A 16011-nucleotide genomic window follows, 5' to 3' on the forward strand; every position below is an offset into this window, starting at 1 on the left:
CCATGCGTGTTTCCGCGAACCGCATCGCCGCAGCCGTGGCCACCCTCGCCCTGGTCGCCTCCGGACTCGGCACCCTCGCCATCGGCGCCGCCACCCCCGCCCTGGCCCTGGACAACGGGGTCGCGCTGACCCCGCCGATGGGCTGGAACTCCTGGAACTCGCTCGGCACCGACGTGACCGAGCAGCAGGTCAAGCAGACCATCGACTTCATGTCGGCCAACGGGCTGGTCCAGGCGGGCTACAACACCGTCACCATCGACGACGGCTGGTCCAAGCTCTACCGCTCGGACCAGAAGGCCTGGTTCGCCCGCAACGCCGACGGCGGGATGCAGCTCTACGACAGCGCCGGCCACCCGGTCTCCGGCAGCGACGGCACCGGGATCGACCCCACCTCCGGCCACCTGTCGCCCAACCCGAACTTCCCCGGGCAGACCGTCAACGGCCGGAAGATGAACGGGATCCAGTACCTGGCCCAGTACGCGCACAGCAAGGGCATGAAGTTCGGCGTCTATGCCACCGACACCTACGAGACCTGCCAGGACCACCCCGGCAGCCTCGGCCACGAGTCCACCGACGCGGCCGACCTCGTCTCCTGGGGCGTGGACTTCGTCAAGTACGACGACTGCCCCTACGGCCCGGCGATCACCGGCCCGGACGGTCACAACTACGGCACCCAGGGCGAGGGCAGGGAGCTCACCCAGTCCATCTACGCCCGGGTGCAGACCTTCCAGAAGGCGCTGGACGCCGCCTCCGCCGCCCAGGGCAAGCCCCGGGTGGTGCTCAGCGTCTCCGCCCAGCCGCCGCACACCGGCCTGCCCTACCTGCTGAACGCCAACGACCCGGCCCGCACCGACCCGGTGATCCTGGCCGCCGGCACCCCGCAGTACCAGGCGCCCGGCTACGCGCCCACCGGGGTCTGGTGCGGCCAGGTCGCCAACCTCTGCCGGATCGGCGGCGACCGCAACAGCGACCTCAACGGCGTGCTCTACCAGGGCCAGTTGGCGACGGCGCTGCAGTACCCGGGCAATGTCCGCCCGGGCAGCTGGAACGACCTGGACATGTCCTTCGCCGGCTGGAACGACCCGTACGGCGACTACGGCGTGACCGACACCTGCACCTGCCACAAGCCGTTCACCGACGACGAGTCGCGCACCGAGCTGTCCATCCTCTCGATGCTGGCCGCACCGCTGATCTCCGGCGCCGACCTGCGCAACGCTGCCGATTCGCAGCACAGCTCCCAGGGCTACACCTGGTCCACCGGGATCAGCGCGGCCTCGCTGGCGATGCTGAAGAACGCCGATCTGATCGCCGTCGACCAGGACGCCAAGGCCCAGCCGGGCACCCTGGTCGCAAGCCCGCCCAACTCGCCCACCGCGCCGGTGATCCTCAAGCGCACCCTGGCCAACGGGGACACCGCCGTCGCCCTGGTCAACCAGGACCCGGCCAACCCGGCGAGCCCGAGCACCACGCTCAGCGCGCTCGGCCTGAGCGGCGGCGGCTACTCCTACAAGGAGCTGTGGACCGGCGCCACCGGCACCACCACCGGCACGGTCGGCGGCGGCACGCTGCCCCCGCACGGCACCGCGCTCTACCGGATCAGCGCCGTCGGCGGCACCCCGCCCTCGGGCATCGTCGGCGACGGCAGGTACCACGCCATCGCGGCCGGGGGCAGCGGCGGTCAGGTGCTGGAGGCGCAGGGCGGCTGCGGTGCTGCCGTGGGCAGCAACACCGACATCAACGCCTACGACAGCAGTAGCCCCGCCCAGCAGTGGCTCTTCACCCCGAACGCCGACGGCACCGTGCAGATCACCGACAACTGCAACACCCCGGGCGCCCAGGTGCACACCGTACTGTCGGGTGGCAACGGCGTCGGCACCGCCTACCTGCTGAACTCCTACCCGGGCAACCCGTGGCAGAAGTGGAAGGTCGCCCAGAGCGGTAGCGGCGCCCTGACCGTCACCAATGTCGGCAACGGACTGACCCTGGATGTCGCGGGCACCACCCCTGGCTCGTACGTGCTGACCAATCCGGCCAACACGGCTGCGCCCGGACAGAGTTGGACCACCACCTGGTAGCCGTCAGCCGATCAGCGGCCGGACCCCTCACGCAGGGTCCGGCCGCCCTCCCGGATCCGGTAGAGCTGCGGCGCCATCGCGGTGTGGTGGCCCGGCAGTGCGGCCAGCACCGCGCGGTGCGCCTCCTGCGGGGTGAGCGGTTCGCCCGGCGGCTGCTCCAGCACCGCGGTCAGCGGGCCGCCCTCGGCCAGCTCGATCTCACAGGAGGTGGCCAGCGCCTCGGTCACCAGCTCGTGCACGGCAGCCAGTTCGACCCAGCTGCCGGCCACCCGTCGCCAGCCCGGCCGCTCCCGGCGCCCAGGGCGCAGCCCGGACAGTTCCGCGATCCCTGCCAACTCACCTATGGCCACCGGGCGTTCGGCCGTCAGATGGAGCATCTTCAGCAGCGTGGCGGCGAACTGCTCGGTGGCCGCGGGCGGGAAGAGCACCGGATCGGCGTGCAGGCTCAGCTCCAGCACCCCGGAGACCCGCCAGATGTTCAGCATCATCCGGGTCGGGATGGTCTCGGCCGGCAGCCAGTGGAACTCCGGCTCGGCCACCGGATCCGGGCGGGACCGCGCCGCCGACTCCGGGATGGTGGCGCTCAGGTCGTTGAGCACCATGTGCCGCTCGTAGCGCGCGCCGCGCTCGGCTGCCGCGTCCTCGATCAGCTGCCAGACCGCCTCCGCGTCGAAGCTGCTGTGCCAGTAGCCGGCCAGCGCCGCGGCCTGCGTGCGACGGCCCAACTCGTCCAGATCCATAGCTGGTTGGTCCAGCGGAACGGTCAGCGAGATCAGTGCGTCCTGGGCCAGGGTGCCGATGTGGTCGGCCAGCGTCCGGCGGTGCCGGTTGGCCGACAGGGCCGCGATCACCAGTGAGGACTGGTCGGCCAGCACTGCCACCAGCGCCGCGTAGGCGGTCAGCAGCAGGGTGGAGGGGCTGCTCCCGGTGCGCTCCGCCGCCCGGATCAGGTCCTTCGCCCCCGCGGCGGACCGCACCACCAGGGTGGGGAGTCGGGCGTCCGAACGGGTCACGCCGTCGTGCGAGAAGACGGTCGCCGGCTCCTCGCGCAGGATGCGCTCCCAGTGCCGCAGCGCGGCCGCGCCCCGGCGCCGGCCGACCGCCGAGCCCTCCTGCGCCGCCAGCTCGCGCGGGCTGACCGCGGTGGACGGCGGCAGCTGCTCGCCGACCACCAGCCGCTGCCACTCCTGGAAGAGCAGCGCGGTGGCCGCACCGTCCAACTGGGCGTGGCAGACCACCACCAGCAGCAGCACCGGCCGCCCGTCCACCGTCAGCACCGTGCACCGCAGCGGGAAGTCGGTCGCCAGGTCGAACGCCGCACGGCGCTCCTCCCAGCCCAACTCCTCACCGAACAGACCCGGTTCGGTGCCCTCCGGGACCTCCCGGACGGCCACCGCGAACTCGCCCTCGACCCGCTCGCGCTGGCACGTGAAGTGGTCGCCCGGGAAGACCGTGCGCAGCGCGGCGTGCCGCTCGGCCAGCGTGCGCAACGCCGCCAGCACGGCCGGCACCCCGGCGCCGGGCGGCACCGGCCAGAGTGCCTGCTTGTTCATGTGCGCCGGCTCGTCGCGCAACACACAGCGCACCATGTTGTCCTGACCGAGCGTCAGCGGCGCTTCGCCGCCGGGACCGGCGGCCCGGTAGCGGACCACCTGCCGCTCGGCGCTCACCGGTCCAGGCCCAGCTGGGCGCGGAGCCCGTCCGGCCACTCGCCGGTGCGCGGACCGTGCGCGTGCAGCAGCGCCAGCGTGATCCGCTCCAGGCCGAAGGCGGTGCAGGCGGTCTGCCCGGGCTCGCCCCCGGCGGTGAAGCCGAAGACCTCGCCGAAGTGCTCCTTGTGGATGTTGGCCGAGGCCACCGCCTGCACCAGGCCCTCGCCCAGCTCCACCCGCAGCTCGAACTTCAGCTGCTGCATCCGCTGCGCCGCCTGGTAGAGCCGGGCGCCGCGGCCGAAGAACGGGTCGTCGGCGACCTCGACCGAGGGCTTCAGCTCCAGGCCGGCCAGCCAGTCGGTGACCCGCTCGAGCCAGCGCTCGCGCCAGGCCAGGCAGTGCTCCTCGGTGCCCGCGGTGACCAGCTCGGCCATCCGGAAACTGCGCATCCGGCCGGTCTCGCTGGTCAGCTCCTGCCGGAAGCAGCTCGCCTCCACCGCGAAGCGGACCGGCTCGGCCAGCTCCCGGCCGGCCAGCGAGGCGTGCACCGGGTAGCAGGCGGCGGGCAGCAGCACCAGGTCGCCGATCCGCTGCTCGCGGTGCCAGTCGCCGCCGGTGGCGGCCAGCGGGGCCAGCTCGGCCCACTGGGCCGGGGTGCCCGGGTAGCTGTGCACGGTGCCGAGCAGCTGCGGGAAGGAGGCCACGTAGCCGGCCCGCTCCAGGGTGGCGCGGGAGATCACCGGCGGCACGGCCAGCCGCTGGAACGGCTCGTCGGCGGCCATCGCGGCGATGCCGGCGCGCAGACCGGCCACCACCTGCTCGAAGGCGGCGGGGTAGAGGTACACGCCGGAGGCGCCGGTGGGCAGCGGGCGGGCGTCGTCGTTCATCGTTCCACCAAGGGCTGGGGCTGACGGGGAGTCGGTCGGGGGAGGGGCGCAGGCCAGAGGTCGGCGGTCACCCCTGCGCGGCCATCTGCGGGACGAACGGTCGTGCGGTTTCCGGCTCAGGGGTCCAGGCAGCCAGGCTGAGGTAGCCCAGCACCGGGTCGTGGTCGGCCAGCAGCACGCTGCGCCCGGCCGCCCGCCACTCCTCCCGGTGGTGCGCCAGCTCGGCCCAGAGCCCGGTGAACGGGCTGCCGGTCCGGGCCCGCACGGTGGGCACGCCGGGCGGCGCGGGCAGCGCGGCCAGGCCCGGGCCGAGCAGCAGCACCGGGTCGGCCAGCCCCGCGAGCGCGGCCGGCAGCTCCCGGGCGGCCAGCTCCGCCAGCCCCTCGGCCGCCACCCCGCGGTGGTCGGCCACCAGCTCCAACTCGCCCGGCCCGTCCGTCTCCCAGAGCAGCCCGACGCCCGCGTGCCGGTCCGGCCAGGGGGCCGGGCGCAGCGGCGGATACGGCAGGTGGGCCTGCTCCAGCACCAGCACCAGGGCCCGCCGCACCACGCCGCAGGCCGCGTAGGCCCGGACGATCCGCAGCGCGCCGAACACCCCGGCCGCGCCCTGGTCGCAGAGCGCGAAGGCCAGCGGTCGGCCCGGGCAGACGGTGCTCAGGTGCACCGCCGTGGTCCGCACCGGCTGCACGTCGGGCGAGCCGAAGACCACCACCAGCAGGTCCACCGGCCGGTCCGGGGCCACGAGTTCGGCGACCAGGCGTTCGCCCAGCTCACCGTAGGCGTGGCCGAGCCCGCCGGTCAGGACGGCCTCGTCCAGTGGCAGGCCGTACGGGCGGACCAGGTCCGCGGTGTACTCCCGCAGGTCGGGGTTGTCGGCGGTCGGCGAGTGCCCGGCGAACTCCCGGGCCAGCGCCGAGCCGAGGCGCAGCCGTCCGGGGCGGTCGGCCGCGACCGCTCCGCTGCTGAACATCGCCTCACTCCTCGGGGACGGTGTGGCCGGCCACGAAGTCGGCCAGCGAGGAGATCGAGCGCAGCGCGTCCTGGTCGATCTGCTCCACGTCGATCTGGATCTCCAGCGACTCCTCGAGCTCCAGGATCAGCTCCAGGGTGCTCGCCGAGGTGAGCCCGAGGTCGTCGAAGAGGCAGGCGTCTGCCGGGAGTTCGGGCAGCTCGCGGCCGAGCACCCGGGGCAGCAGGTCCTCGATGCCGGTCAGCACCCGCAGGCGCAGCACGGGGTCGACCGGGTCCGCCGCGGGGGTGGGCGAGGGCAGGGCGAGGGCAGAGTCCGTCACGGTCCGTCCAGGGGAGGCGGTCGTGCGGCGGTGCAGAGCCGCACGGCGTCGGAAAGGAGGGACGGCGGGCCGCCGGCCGGTCAGTGCTCCAGGACCATGGCCGAGAAGGTCGCGCCGAGGCCGGCCGCCGCGATCAGGTACCGGTCGCCCGACCGGAGCAGACCACGCGCGGTGGCGGTGCGGTGGTTGATGAACGCATCCGCAGCGAAACTGTGCCCCACCTCGGGCACATTGTCCAGCACCACCCGGTCCAGCGGGAACCCGGTGAGCCGGCAGAGGCGCTTCCAGGAGACCAGGTTGACGTTGTGCGGGAGCAGCAGCCTGACGGTCTGCCAGCTCTCGCCGGCCTGCGCCAGTGCGGCCTCCATCACCTCGACCATGGCCAGCGGGTAGCCGCGCTGGTAGGCGGCCTGCAGCTCCTTGTCGATGTCCAGCCGCCCGTCGAACTCGCCGAGCTGGCTGCTGGCGTAGCTCAGCACCCGGTCGCGCGGCCCGTCGGCGGCGACCAGGCAGGCCGCCGCGCCCTCGCCGAAGACCGAGGTCTCCGGCACGAGCCGGGCGTGCTTGGTGAAAGTCTTCTCGCCGGCGACCACCAGCGCGAGCGCGTCCGGGTCGCCGTCGACCGCCAGCAGCCGGCCGGCCAGGTCGATGGCCAGCAGCGAGGCGGCGCAGGCGTGGTGGGTGACGGTGAAGGCCGCCGTCGGGCGCAGGCCGAAGCGGTCGACCAGCTCGTGCAGCGGATTGCGCGGGTAGGGTGCCACGACCGGCATGCTCCGGGCGTGGATCACGTAGCGGATGTCCGACTCCCGGCCGCGCAGCTCCGCGAGCCCGGCGACCGCGGGGACCAGCAGGTCCAGCAGGTCGTCACCGGGATCCAGACGGACCCGGTCCAGGCCGTGGAAGCGGCGCAGCATGGTGGTCTGACGTGTACTCAACCCGAGTCGTTCGCCGAGAAGTTCGACCGGCACGGACTCGGGGGGCAAGTGGACGGCGACTGCCGCCAGTGCGGTCACCCGGGCTAGTATTCCCGCGCCCCGCGGGCCGCACAAGATCCCCACCGGTCCGCCAGGACTTCTTCGCCTCCCGGAGGCCCCGATGACCAATCCCCGCTCCGGACCGCTGCGCGTGCTGCTGGTGGTCCCGCCGCTGGCCGGCCACGTCCACCCCGCGATCGCGCTGGCCGACGAACTCGCCGCCCGCGGCCACCAGGTGGCCTGGGCCGGCGACGGGCCGGTGCTGCGCGGCCTGCTCGGCCCCGCTGACCAGGTGATCTCCACCGGCAGCCGGCTGTTCCGGCCGCAGGGCGGCAGCGGCACGGCCGCGATCCGCACACTCTGGGAGGGCTTCGTGCTGCCCAACGCCAAGTTCACCCGGCGCGGCCTGGAGCGGGCGATCGCCGACTGGCGGCCCGACCTGCTGCTGGTGGACCAGCACACCCCGATGGGCGCGCTGCTCGCGCAGCGGCACGGCCTGCCCTGGATCAGCCTGGCCCCCTCGGCGATGGAGCTGGGCGAGCCGCTGGAGCGGGATCCGGAGCTGGCCGGCTGGCTGCCCGGCCTGCTGCGCGAGCTGTCCGCGCAGGTCGGCATCCCGGCCGCCGCGTACCAGGACCCGCGGTTCTCGCCCCGGCTGGTGCTGGCGTTCACCGGGCGGGAGTTGGCCGGTCCGGCCGGGCTGCCGCCGCAGGTGGCGCTGGTCGGACCGCTGCTCGGGCGCCGGCCGGCCGCGCCGGACTTCCCCTGGGAGCGGCTGGATCCGGATCGGGTGCCGGTGCTGGTCACCCTGGGCACGCTCGCCGCCGAGGTGGCGGGGGACTTCCACCGGCGGGCCGCCGAGGCGCTGCGGCCGCTGGCCGGGCGGGTGCAGGGCATCGTCGCGGCGCCGCCCCAAGTGCTGGCCGGGCTGCCGGAGTTCCTGATCGGCGTGGAGCGGTTCCCGCTGCTGGACCTGTTGGCGCGGACACGACCGGGAGCGGTGCTCTGCCACGCTGGAATGAACACGGTCATGGAATCGCTCGCGCACGGAGTGCCGTTGGTGCTGGCCCCGATCCGGCACGACCAGCCGATCGCCGCCGACCAGGTGGAACGGGCCGGTGCGGGCCTGGTGGTGGACTTCACCGGCGCCGATCCGGCCGAGCTGCGGCGGGCGCTGACCGCGGTGCTGGACCAGCCGGGCTACCGGGCGGCCGCCGAGCGGATCTCCCGGAGCTTTCCGGCGGAAGGCGGTGCACGCACGGCAGTTGACGCCATTGAGGAAACCGTCGTTCACCTCAGCTGATGGACCACATCTTGGTCCAGACCATTGTTCCGGGCCGGTGGAACCCCCTATCGTGATCGACGCCACCCGGCCGCGCGCCGCCGAGCGCCGTGCCGCGGCGTGCGGCCGACGACCGGTTCCCATCGAGCCACGGGAGTCTCGGTTGATCGTGACCAAGGGGCTGCGGAAGACCTTCCAGTCGCGCCAGGGCCGCCGCACCACCACCGTCGAGGCCGTCCGCGGCCTGGACCTGAGGGTGGATCAGGGCGAGATCTACGGCTTGCTCGGACCCAACGGGGCCGGCAAGACCACCACCATGCGGATGCTCGCCACGCTGATCCGCCCGGACGACGGCGAGGCCACCCTGGCCGGCGCCGACCTGCGCGGCGAGCCCGCCGAGGTGCGCCGCCGGATCGGATACGTCTCCCAGGGCGGCGGCACCACCGACCACGCCAGCGCCCGCGAGGAGCTGGTGATGCAGGCCAGGATGTACGGCATCGCCAAGGCGGAGGCCGTCAGGCGCGCCGAACAGCTCCTCACCGCGTTCGAGTTGACCGAGTTCGCGGACCGGATCTGCCGCACCTACTCGGGCGGCCAGCGCCGCCGGGTGGACCTGGCGCTCGGCGTGATCCACCGCCCGCGACTGCTCTTCCTGGACGAACCCACGGTCGGCCTCGACCCGCAGAGCCGGGCCGGTGTCTGGACCGAGGTGCGCCGGCTGCGGGACGAGGGCATGACCGTGGTGCTCACCACCCACTACCTGGACGAGGCCGACGCGCTCTGCGACCGGATCGGCATCGTGGACCACGGCGAACTGGTCACCGAGGGCAGCCCCGACCAGCTCAAGCGGGAGATCTCCGGGGACGTGGTCAGCATCGAACTACCCGAGGACGAGCGGGAACCGGCCGTCGGCGTGCTCGCCGGGCTGAGCTGCCTGCACCGGCTGGAGCCCACCGAGGAGGGCGAGCTGCGGCTCTACGTGGACGACGGCGGCGCCGCCGTCCCGCAGGTGCTGCGCGAACTCTCGGAGGCCGGGCTGGAACCCCGGCAGATCCGGCTGCACCGGCCCAGCCTGGACGACGTCTTCCTGGCCCGCACCGGCCGCTCCCTGGCCTGACGCACCGCCACCGACCCGCAACCCCGCCCTGACGTACTGCCAGCAACGAACTTCGGAGCCGAAGTTGAAACTCGCCCGGGACACCTGGCTGGTCTTCCAGCGGCAGCTGCTGCTGATGGCCCGCACCCCGGTCTGGATCGCCGTCGGCGTGGTCCAACCGCTCTTCTACCTGCTGCTCTTCGCCCCGCTGCTGAAATCGGTGCTGGCCCCGGGCGGGAGCTATGCGGACGCCTACCGGATCTACGTGCCCGGCCTGCTCACCGCCCTGGTGATCATGGGCGGGCTGTTCACCGGATTCACCCTGCTCGGCGAGCTGCGGGCCGGCATCATCGAGCGCTCCCGGGTCACCCCGGTCAGCCGGGTGGCGCTGCTGCTCGGCCGGGCGCTGCGGGAGACCGTGGCGCTGCTGGTGCAGGCGGTGATCATCACGCTGCTGGCGCTGCCGTTCGGCCTCTCGGTGCCGATCGGCCAGCTGCTGCTCGCCTACCTGCTGCTCGGCCTGATGGCCCTGATGGCCTCCTCGGTCTCCTACGCCATCGCGCTGGTGGTGCCGAACGATGCTGCGCTGGCGCCGGTGGTGAACACCATCGCCCAGCCGATCGCGCTGCTCTCCGGCGTGCTGCTGCCGCTCTCGCTGGCCCCTGGCTGGCTGCGCGCGGTGGCGGACTGGAACCCGTTCTACTGGGCGGTGCAGGGGATGCGGGCGCTCTTCTCCGGCCACCCCGGGGACCCGGTGGTCTGGCGCAGCCTGCTGCTGGTCGCGGTGCTCACCGTGCTGATGGTGGGCTGGGCCGCCCGGCTCTTCGCCGGCCGGGTGCGCTGAGGCCGCGAGGGCCCCGGACCGCCGAGCGGTCCGGGGCCCTTCGGGCACCGCCCGGCCGGCGGCTCAGGCCACGGCCTCCAGGTAGATCGTCTCGTCACTGCGGAAGGTGGTGTCCAGCGCGGCCAGGTCGGCCCGCGCGCCCTGCTGGTAGCCGGCCCGGTGAATGTTCCGGTCGGCGAATCCGGCGCTGGTCAGCGCGTGCCGCAATTCGGCCTCGTCGTAAATCCAGCGGTGCCCGTAGTGGTAGAAGATCTGATTCAGCATGAATGCCTTGCGCTCCGGCATCGGCGGTCCCACGCGCATCAGCTTCAGCCGCCGCCGGTGCCTTTTGAAGAATCCGTCGCGGCTGTCCTGGTAACCCTCGATGTATTGGGCCAGGTCCGGCGTGGTGAGCCGCAGCGTGCCGCCCGGGCGCAGAATGCGGCGCACCTCGCGCAGCCAGCCCACGGCGACCGGCAGCGGAATGTGCTCGATCAGGTGCTCCGCATACACCCAGTCCACGCTCCGGTCCGCGAACGGCAGCGGCCGGCCCACGTCGAGCCGGGCGAAGAGGCTGCCGCCGTCCACCCGGTAGAGCCGGCCGAACTCGCTGACCAGTTGCGGGGAGCGCAGTTCGGCCAGGTCGGAGGCGAGGCCGCCCGGGTGCCTGGTGCTGAAGGCGGCGAACTCCACCCCGGTCAGGCCGAGCGCGGCGAAGTCCGCGGCGGTGTGCGGCAGCCGGTCCGCGACCTGCTCCAGCGCCTCGCAGGTGGCCAGCTCCCCGGAGAATTCGGCCATCCGGATTGCCAGCGAATCGGGATCCTCCCAGTCCCATTCTGGCGTGTGCACGGTAATTTCCATCCGGGAACTCCCTCCGCGGTGGACCGCCCGGCCCACTCCGCGGGCAGCGTAGGGGCCGGTCGCCGGATAGGTACAGACCTTGACCCGGTGAATTTCCTGTGCGAAAGTCGGAGTGGCCCGGGAACAATTGCTCCGTTGTCCCGGCCGCCCGCCGGAATTCCCCGGCAATCCCCGGCTGCGGATTTCCCGCGGTGTTCGCCCGCACCGCCCGAGTCCCGGCCCCGACCCGATGGGGGAGAGCGCTGATGCAGGCTCAGGCCCGTGCCGCCCCGTGATCGATAACCGGTGGTCCGGGAGCCCCCGGACTGTTTGGATGCGGCCATGAGCACCCACCTGCCCGACGGCTACCTGATCTCCACCGACCCGGCCCGGCTGGACCACGAGGCGGTCCACCGCTGGCTCGCCGAGGACAGTTACTGGGCCCTCGGCCGGGCTCCGGAGAAGCACCGCCGGGCCGTCGACAGCTCGCTCAACTTCGGTGTCTACGAAGAGGGTTCTGGCCGCCAGGTGGCCTACGCCCGGATCGTCACCGACTACGCCACCTTCGCCTGGCTGTGCGACGTCTTCGTCGACCGCCCGGCCCGGGGCCTGGGCGTCGGCACCGCGCTGGCCGCCGAGATCCGCGACCACCTGGCCGGCTACGGCCTGCGCCGGATCATGCTGGCCACCCGGGACGCGCACGGCGTCTACGCCAAGGCCGGCTTCGCGCCGCTGGCGAAGCCGGCCTCCTTCATGGTGCACGGCGAGAACTGAGCCGGCTCCTAGAACCAGTGCAGGCAGTGCGGTGCGCGCTCGGCCCGGAAGAGCGTGTCCGCCAGGCCGGCCGCCCCCGCCCGGTGCTCCCGGACGTGGCCGGCCCGCACCAGCGTGCTGACCGCCGTCCCGCCGAGGTAGACCGACCCCAGGTCGCTGATGTCCAGCGACAGGTCGGGCTCCCGGTCGGTCGGGACGCAGCGCGCCTTGCCGTCCGCCACGGACAGCAGGTAGCGGTCGTGCTCGCCGAGGAAGGGGTCCGTGACGTCGAGCACCAGCTCGCCCTCGGTGAACCAGCTGCGTGCGGTGAGTGCCGCCGGGACGTCCAGCGGGCGCACCCAGAGCCAGTCGGTCTCGGCGCCCAGATGCCCGGCGTTGAAGTCGGCGAGCTGCCAGCGCAGCGGGTGGTCGGCCGTCACGTGCTTGATCACCACCTCGCTGACCAGGTCGTGCCCGAGCAGGAAGCGGGCCAGCGCGGTGACCGCGGCGTCATCGGTGGCGATCAGCTCGTCGGCCGTCAGCACGCTGTCCGAGTCGCCGAGCGCGTAGCTGGCGTACCCGTCGGGCACGCCGTCCGCGTTCCGGTGCACGGCCACGTAGCGCGGCGCGGGGGAGACCGGGGGCATGCCCGCGCCCCGGGCCCACCAGGTCGCCGGGCGGGAGAGCGCGCCGGGCTGGGCGCGGCGGTAGCGGTCGTAGACCCCCGCCAGCAGCTCCGTGCAGTCGGCCCGGCGCAGGATCTCGACCGAACCGGCCCCGACCGAACCGGCCCCGACCGCGCCCGCCCGGGGAGCGGCGAGCACCGCCTTGTGCCGGGCCACCGTCAGCCGCCGGGTGTACGTCGCCGGGCCGTAGCCGAACCGGCGGTAGATCAGCGCCTCCGCGGCCAGCAGCACGCAGACCGCCTCGCCGCGTGCCCGCAGGTCGGCGAGCTGACGCCGCATCAGCTCCGTCAGCACCCCCTGCCGCCGGTGCGTGGGCACCACCCCGACCGAGGAGACCCCCGAGACCGGCAGCAGCGCCCCGCCCGGCAGGGTCAGCTCGAAGGAGAACGCCCCCGCGGTCCCGACCGGCCGCCCGCCGGGGGCCACCGCCAGCAGGTTGCGCTCCATCTCCAGCGCCGACCACCACACACCGGTCCCGTCCTCGGTCCGGTCCGGGAAGCGGCCGAAGGCGGTGTGCACCGTGTCGACGAAGACGTCCCGGTCCTGCTCGGTGGTGGCGCGGATCTCCAAGGGTTCCTCCCCTATGCGGCCGGTCATGTGCGCGCCACAGTGGACCGCCGGGTCCGCGCCCGGGTCAAGGGGATTTCCCGGCGGGCCGGCTCACTCCCCGGCCGCCGCGAGCAGGCGCCGCACCTCCTGGTCGCTGGTCTGGTCGAAGTCGCGGTAGTACTGCCCCACCGCCATGAAGGCGGGCGGCGCCGCCAGGCAGACCAGGTCGTCGGCGAGCGGGCCGAGCACCCGCAGGGCCTCCGGGGCGGTCACCGGGACCGCGAGCAGCAGCTGCGCCACCGCGCGCCGGCGCAGTACGGCCAGGGCGGCGCGGACGGTGGCGCCGGTGGCGACGCCGTCGTCCACCACGACCACCGCGCGCCCGGCCGGGTCCAGCGCGGCCCGGTCGCCGCGCAGCAGGCCGGTGCGCTCGGCGACCTCCGCGGCCGTGCGGTCGGCCAGCTGCTCCAGCTGCCCGGCGCCGATGCCCAGGGCGGTGATGATGTCGTGGTTGTAGAGCCGGATGCCGCCCTCGCCGACCGCGCCCAGCGCCAGCTCCGGCTGGCCGGGCGCGCCGATCTTGCGCACCACCAGGATGTCCAGCGGCGCGCCCAGCGCCCGGGCCACCTCGAAGGCCACCGGCACCCCGCCGCGCGGCAGGCCGACCACGATCGGGGAGTCGGCCGCCCAGCCGGCCACCCGCTTGCCCAGCAGCCGGCCGGCCTCGGCACGGTCGCGGAAGCTCGGCTGGTGGTGGCCCTGGGCCTGGAACACGGTCATCGTCCTCACCCCACCGTCCAGCCTGCCACCAACCGCCGGAGCCCCGCCCACCGAGCGGGTGGACGGGGCTCCGGAACGGGCGCGGCTCGGCTCAGCCGGTCTCGGCCGGCCGGGTGCCGCGCTTCTCCAGCGAGGCCAGGTAGGCGTTGTAGGCGGTCAGCTCGGCGTCGCCGTCGCGCTCGGCGGCCCGGTCCTTGCGGGCGGCCTGGCGCTGCTCCGACTTGGACCACTGGAAGACCAGCGCGATCAGCACCACCGCGGTCGGGATCTCGCCGAACGCCCAGGTGATCCCGCCCGCCATCTTCTGGTCGGCCATCAGGTCGGTGCCGGGCGGCGCGCCCGCCGTGCCGAAGGTGGTCACCAGCCGGCTGGTGGCCATCATCACCGCCACGCCGAAGAAGGCGTGGAACGGCATCCCCATGAACAGCTCCAGGATCCGGATCACCGGACCGGGCCGGTGCGGCCCCGGGTCCACGCCCATGATCGGCCAGAAGAAGAGCAGGCCGACGCCGAGGAAGTGCACCATCATCGCCAGGTGGCCGATCCGGGAGCCCATCAGGCTGTCGAAGATCGGCGTGAAGTACAGGCCGTAGAGGCTGGCGATGAAGAGCGGGATGGTGAAGGCGGGGTGCGAGACCACCTTGACGTACCGGCTGTGCAGCAGGGCCACCAGCAGCTCGCGCGGCCCGCGCGGGCGGCCCTTGCCGGCCGGCCGCAGCGCCCGCAGCGCCAGGGTGATCGGCGCGCCGAGCAGCAGCAGGATCGGCGACAGCATGCTGAGCACCATGTGCTGCATCATGTGCGCGCTGAACAGTGCCATGCCGTAGTCGTTCAGCCCCGAGCAGGTGACCGCCAGCACGGTGAGCACGCCGAGCAGCCAGGCCACCAGCCGACCGATCGGCCAGCCGTCACCGCGCCGGCGCAGCCGCAGCACGCCGGCGGTGTAGAGGCCGGCCGCCAGCAGGCTGCCGATCAGGAACGGCCAGTCCGGGGACCAGGTCAGCACCGAGTGGAGCGAGAACGGACCGAGCATCCCGCCACCGTGGTGGTGCATCCCCGACATTCCGTCCATCCGCGGTCCTGCTTTCCTTCGTGCTGCCCGGGGAGTGGCTGCTCCGCCCCCGGGGACGGCCGGCGCTGGTCCGGTTCGTCCGTTTTTCCTCCGCACCACCCTACGGGCGCCTTACCCGCGCCCGGCCTCCGGGGGTGGCGCGGGCCGGCCCGCGATCACCACGGCCACGTCGTCGCCGCTGCCGCCGCCGTAGGCCCGCAGGTCGGTGCGGAGCAGGTCGAGCAGCCTGCGGGACGGCTGGTCGGTCCACTCGCCGACCCGCTCCGGCAGCGGATAGAACTCGCCCTCGGCGTTGCGGGTCTCGCTGACCCCGTCGGTGTAGAGCAGCAGGCGGTCGCCCGGGCCGAACGGCACGGTGTCGATCGGGTGCTCGTCGTCCAGCAGCGGCGAGAGGTTGAGCGGCAGGGCCGGCGCGGACGGCTCCAGCAGCCGCACCCCGCCCCCGGCGGTCAGCAGCAGCGGCGGCGGGTGGCCGCAGTTCAGCAGCCGGGCCACCGGCTGCTCGGCCGGCAGCTCCAGCAGCACGGCGGTGGCGAACCGCTCGGCGGCGTCCGACCCCGGCACCTGCTCGCCGTAGCGGATCATGCTGATCTCCAGCCGGCCGACCAGCACCCCCAGGTCGGGGGCGTCGTAGGCGGCCTCGCGGAAGGAGCCGAGCAGCACCGAGGCGGCCTCCACCGCCGACAGCCCCTTGCCCTGCACATCGCCGACGATCACCCGGACCCCGTGCGCGGTGCGCAGCGCCTCGTAGAAGTCGCCGCCGATCCGGGCCTGGGCCGCCGCCCCCGCGTAGAGCAGGTCGAGGTCCACCCCGGAGAGCCGCGGCGCCAGCGGCCGCAGCAGCACCTGCTGGGCGGTGTCGGCGACGGCGTGGATCTCGGCCAGCTCGCGCTCCCGGGTGAGCCGGACGCGGCTGACGAAGCAGGCGGCGACGGTCACCGCCGTGATCACCAGCATCGAGGTGAGTAAGGAGGCCGGGTGGACCTCGTTGCTCCGGGTGAACGAGAGCAGCACCTCGAAGGCCGCGGCCAGCACGCCGAAGGCGGCGGTGGCGGGCACGTTCCAGGTGGCGGCGGCCAGCGCCGGCACCGCCGACAGCACCCGGTCGAAGCGCTGCGAGCCCGGGGTGGCCAGGTCGACGATGACCGAGAGGGCGATCAGCAGGAACGGCGACCAGCGGGTGATCTCGTTGACCGACCCCGCCCGGCGGTGGCCGTCCGGGCCCTGCCGGGATGGTGTACGCACCGCGT

The 16011-nt window shown here is 73.6% G+C and carries 15 protein-coding genes; 5 read left to right on the top strand and 10 right to left on the bottom strand.

Features of this window, described 5'->3' with window-relative positions:
- Positions 1-2: 2 nt before the first annotated feature.
- Entirely contained in the window at positions 3-2075 is a 2073-nt protein-coding gene (locus ACFYNO_RS13735) for an alpha-galactosidase (protein ID WP_388010457.1), read from the top strand.
- An 11-nt stretch (positions 2076-2086) separates the two neighbouring features.
- Here the strand turns inward: ACFYNO_RS13735 and ACFYNO_RS13740 are convergent, their stop codons facing one another.
- The 5 genes from ACFYNO_RS13740 to ACFYNO_RS13760 all read right to left on the bottom strand — a co-directional run bounded on the left by ACFYNO_RS13740 (position 2087) and on the right by ACFYNO_RS13760 (position 6841).
- Entirely contained in the window at positions 2087-3745 is a 1659-nt protein-coding gene (locus ACFYNO_RS13740) for a condensation domain-containing protein (RefSeq protein ID WP_388010460.1), read from the bottom strand.
- On the bottom strand, positions 3742-4614 hold the full coding sequence (locus ACFYNO_RS13745) for a hypothetical protein (protein ID WP_388010463.1): 873 nt from the start codon (positions 4612-4614) through the stop codon (positions 3742-3744). Before ACFYNO_RS13745 ends, ACFYNO_RS13740 begins: the two co-directional genes overlap by 4 nt.
- Positions 4615-4681: 67 nt before the next feature.
- Positions 4682-5584, bottom strand: coding sequence for a hypothetical protein (locus ACFYNO_RS13750; protein ID WP_388010466.1), 903 nt, complete (start codon positions 5582-5584; stop codon positions 4682-4684).
- Positions 5585-5588: 4 nt separating this feature from the next.
- The gene (locus tag ACFYNO_RS13755) at positions 5589-5906 is read right to left on the bottom strand and encodes a phosphopantetheine-binding protein (protein WP_388010469.1); all 318 of its coding nucleotides are present in this window, start codon (positions 5904-5906) and stop codon (positions 5589-5591) included.
- Positions 5907-5986: 80 nt separating this feature from the next.
- Positions 5987-6841: a 3-oxoacyl-[acyl-carrier-protein] synthase III C-terminal domain-containing protein gene (locus tag ACFYNO_RS13760; protein ID WP_388010472.1), complete on the bottom strand. Its 855-nt coding sequence runs from the start codon at positions 6839-6841 to the stop codon at positions 5987-5989.
- A gap of 160 nt (positions 6842-7001) precedes the next feature.
- Here ACFYNO_RS13760 and ACFYNO_RS13765 point away from each other — a divergent pair, with 160 nt between their 5' ends.
- From ACFYNO_RS13765 to ACFYNO_RS13775, 3 genes are all read left to right on the top strand, one after another.
- Positions 7002-8183 (top strand): glycosyltransferase, encoded by a 1182-nt coding sequence (locus ACFYNO_RS13765; RefSeq protein ID WP_388010475.1) that lies wholly within the window; start codon positions 7002-7004, stop codon positions 8181-8183.
- A 148-nt stretch (positions 8184-8331) separates the two neighbouring features.
- Positions 8332-9279, top strand: a complete 948-nt coding sequence (locus tag ACFYNO_RS13770) for an ATP-binding cassette domain-containing protein (RefSeq protein ID WP_388010761.1) — start codon at positions 8332-8334, stop codon at positions 9277-9279.
- A gap of 64 nt (positions 9280-9343) precedes the next feature.
- Positions 9344-10102 (top strand): ABC transporter permease, encoded by a 759-nt coding sequence (locus ACFYNO_RS13775; RefSeq protein WP_388010478.1) that lies wholly within the window; start codon positions 9344-9346, stop codon positions 10100-10102.
- A gap of 63 nt (positions 10103-10165) precedes the next feature.
- Here ACFYNO_RS13775 and ACFYNO_RS13780 read toward each other — a convergent pair whose 3' ends face one another.
- Positions 10166-10879 (bottom strand): class I SAM-dependent methyltransferase, encoded by a 714-nt coding sequence (locus ACFYNO_RS13780; protein ID WP_388010481.1) that lies wholly within the window; start codon positions 10877-10879, stop codon positions 10166-10168.
- Between the two features lie 384 nt (positions 10880-11263).
- On the opposite strand from ACFYNO_RS13780, the gene ACFYNO_RS13785 reads away from it, so the two are divergent.
- Positions 11264-11695, top strand: coding sequence for a GNAT family N-acetyltransferase (locus ACFYNO_RS13785; RefSeq protein ID WP_388010484.1), 432 nt, complete (start codon positions 11264-11266; stop codon positions 11693-11695).
- 8 nt (positions 11696-11703) lie between these two features.
- Here the strand turns inward: ACFYNO_RS13785 and ACFYNO_RS13790 are convergent, their stop codons facing one another.
- The 4 genes from ACFYNO_RS13790 to ACFYNO_RS13805 form a co-directional block, all read right to left on the bottom strand.
- Complete coding sequence (locus ACFYNO_RS13790) at positions 11704-12930, bottom strand: GNAT family N-acetyltransferase (protein WP_388010487.1); 1227 nt, start codon at positions 12928-12930, stop codon at positions 11704-11706.
- A 90-nt stretch (positions 12931-13020) separates the two neighbouring features.
- Positions 13021-13689 carry a phosphoribosyltransferase gene (locus ACFYNO_RS13795; RefSeq protein WP_388010490.1) on the bottom strand — a complete coding sequence of 223 codons (669 nt, stop codon included), beginning with the start codon at positions 13687-13689 and terminating at the stop codon, positions 13021-13023.
- A 91-nt stretch (positions 13690-13780) separates the two neighbouring features.
- On the bottom strand, positions 13781-14743 hold the full coding sequence (locus ACFYNO_RS13800; protein ID WP_388010764.1) for a cytochrome c oxidase assembly protein: 963 nt from the start codon (positions 14741-14743) through the stop codon (positions 13781-13783).
- A gap of 129 nt (positions 14744-14872) precedes the next feature.
- Positions 14873-16006 carry a PP2C family protein-serine/threonine phosphatase gene (locus ACFYNO_RS13805; protein ID WP_388010493.1) on the bottom strand — a complete coding sequence of 378 codons (1134 nt, stop codon included), beginning with the start codon at positions 16004-16006 and terminating at the stop codon, positions 14873-14875.
- Positions 16007-16011: the final 5 nt, after the last annotated feature.

Source organism: Kitasatospora sp. NPDC006697 (assembly GCF_042869935.1).
Lineage (GTDB): Bacteria > Actinomycetota > Actinomycetes > Streptomycetales > Streptomycetaceae > Kitasatospora.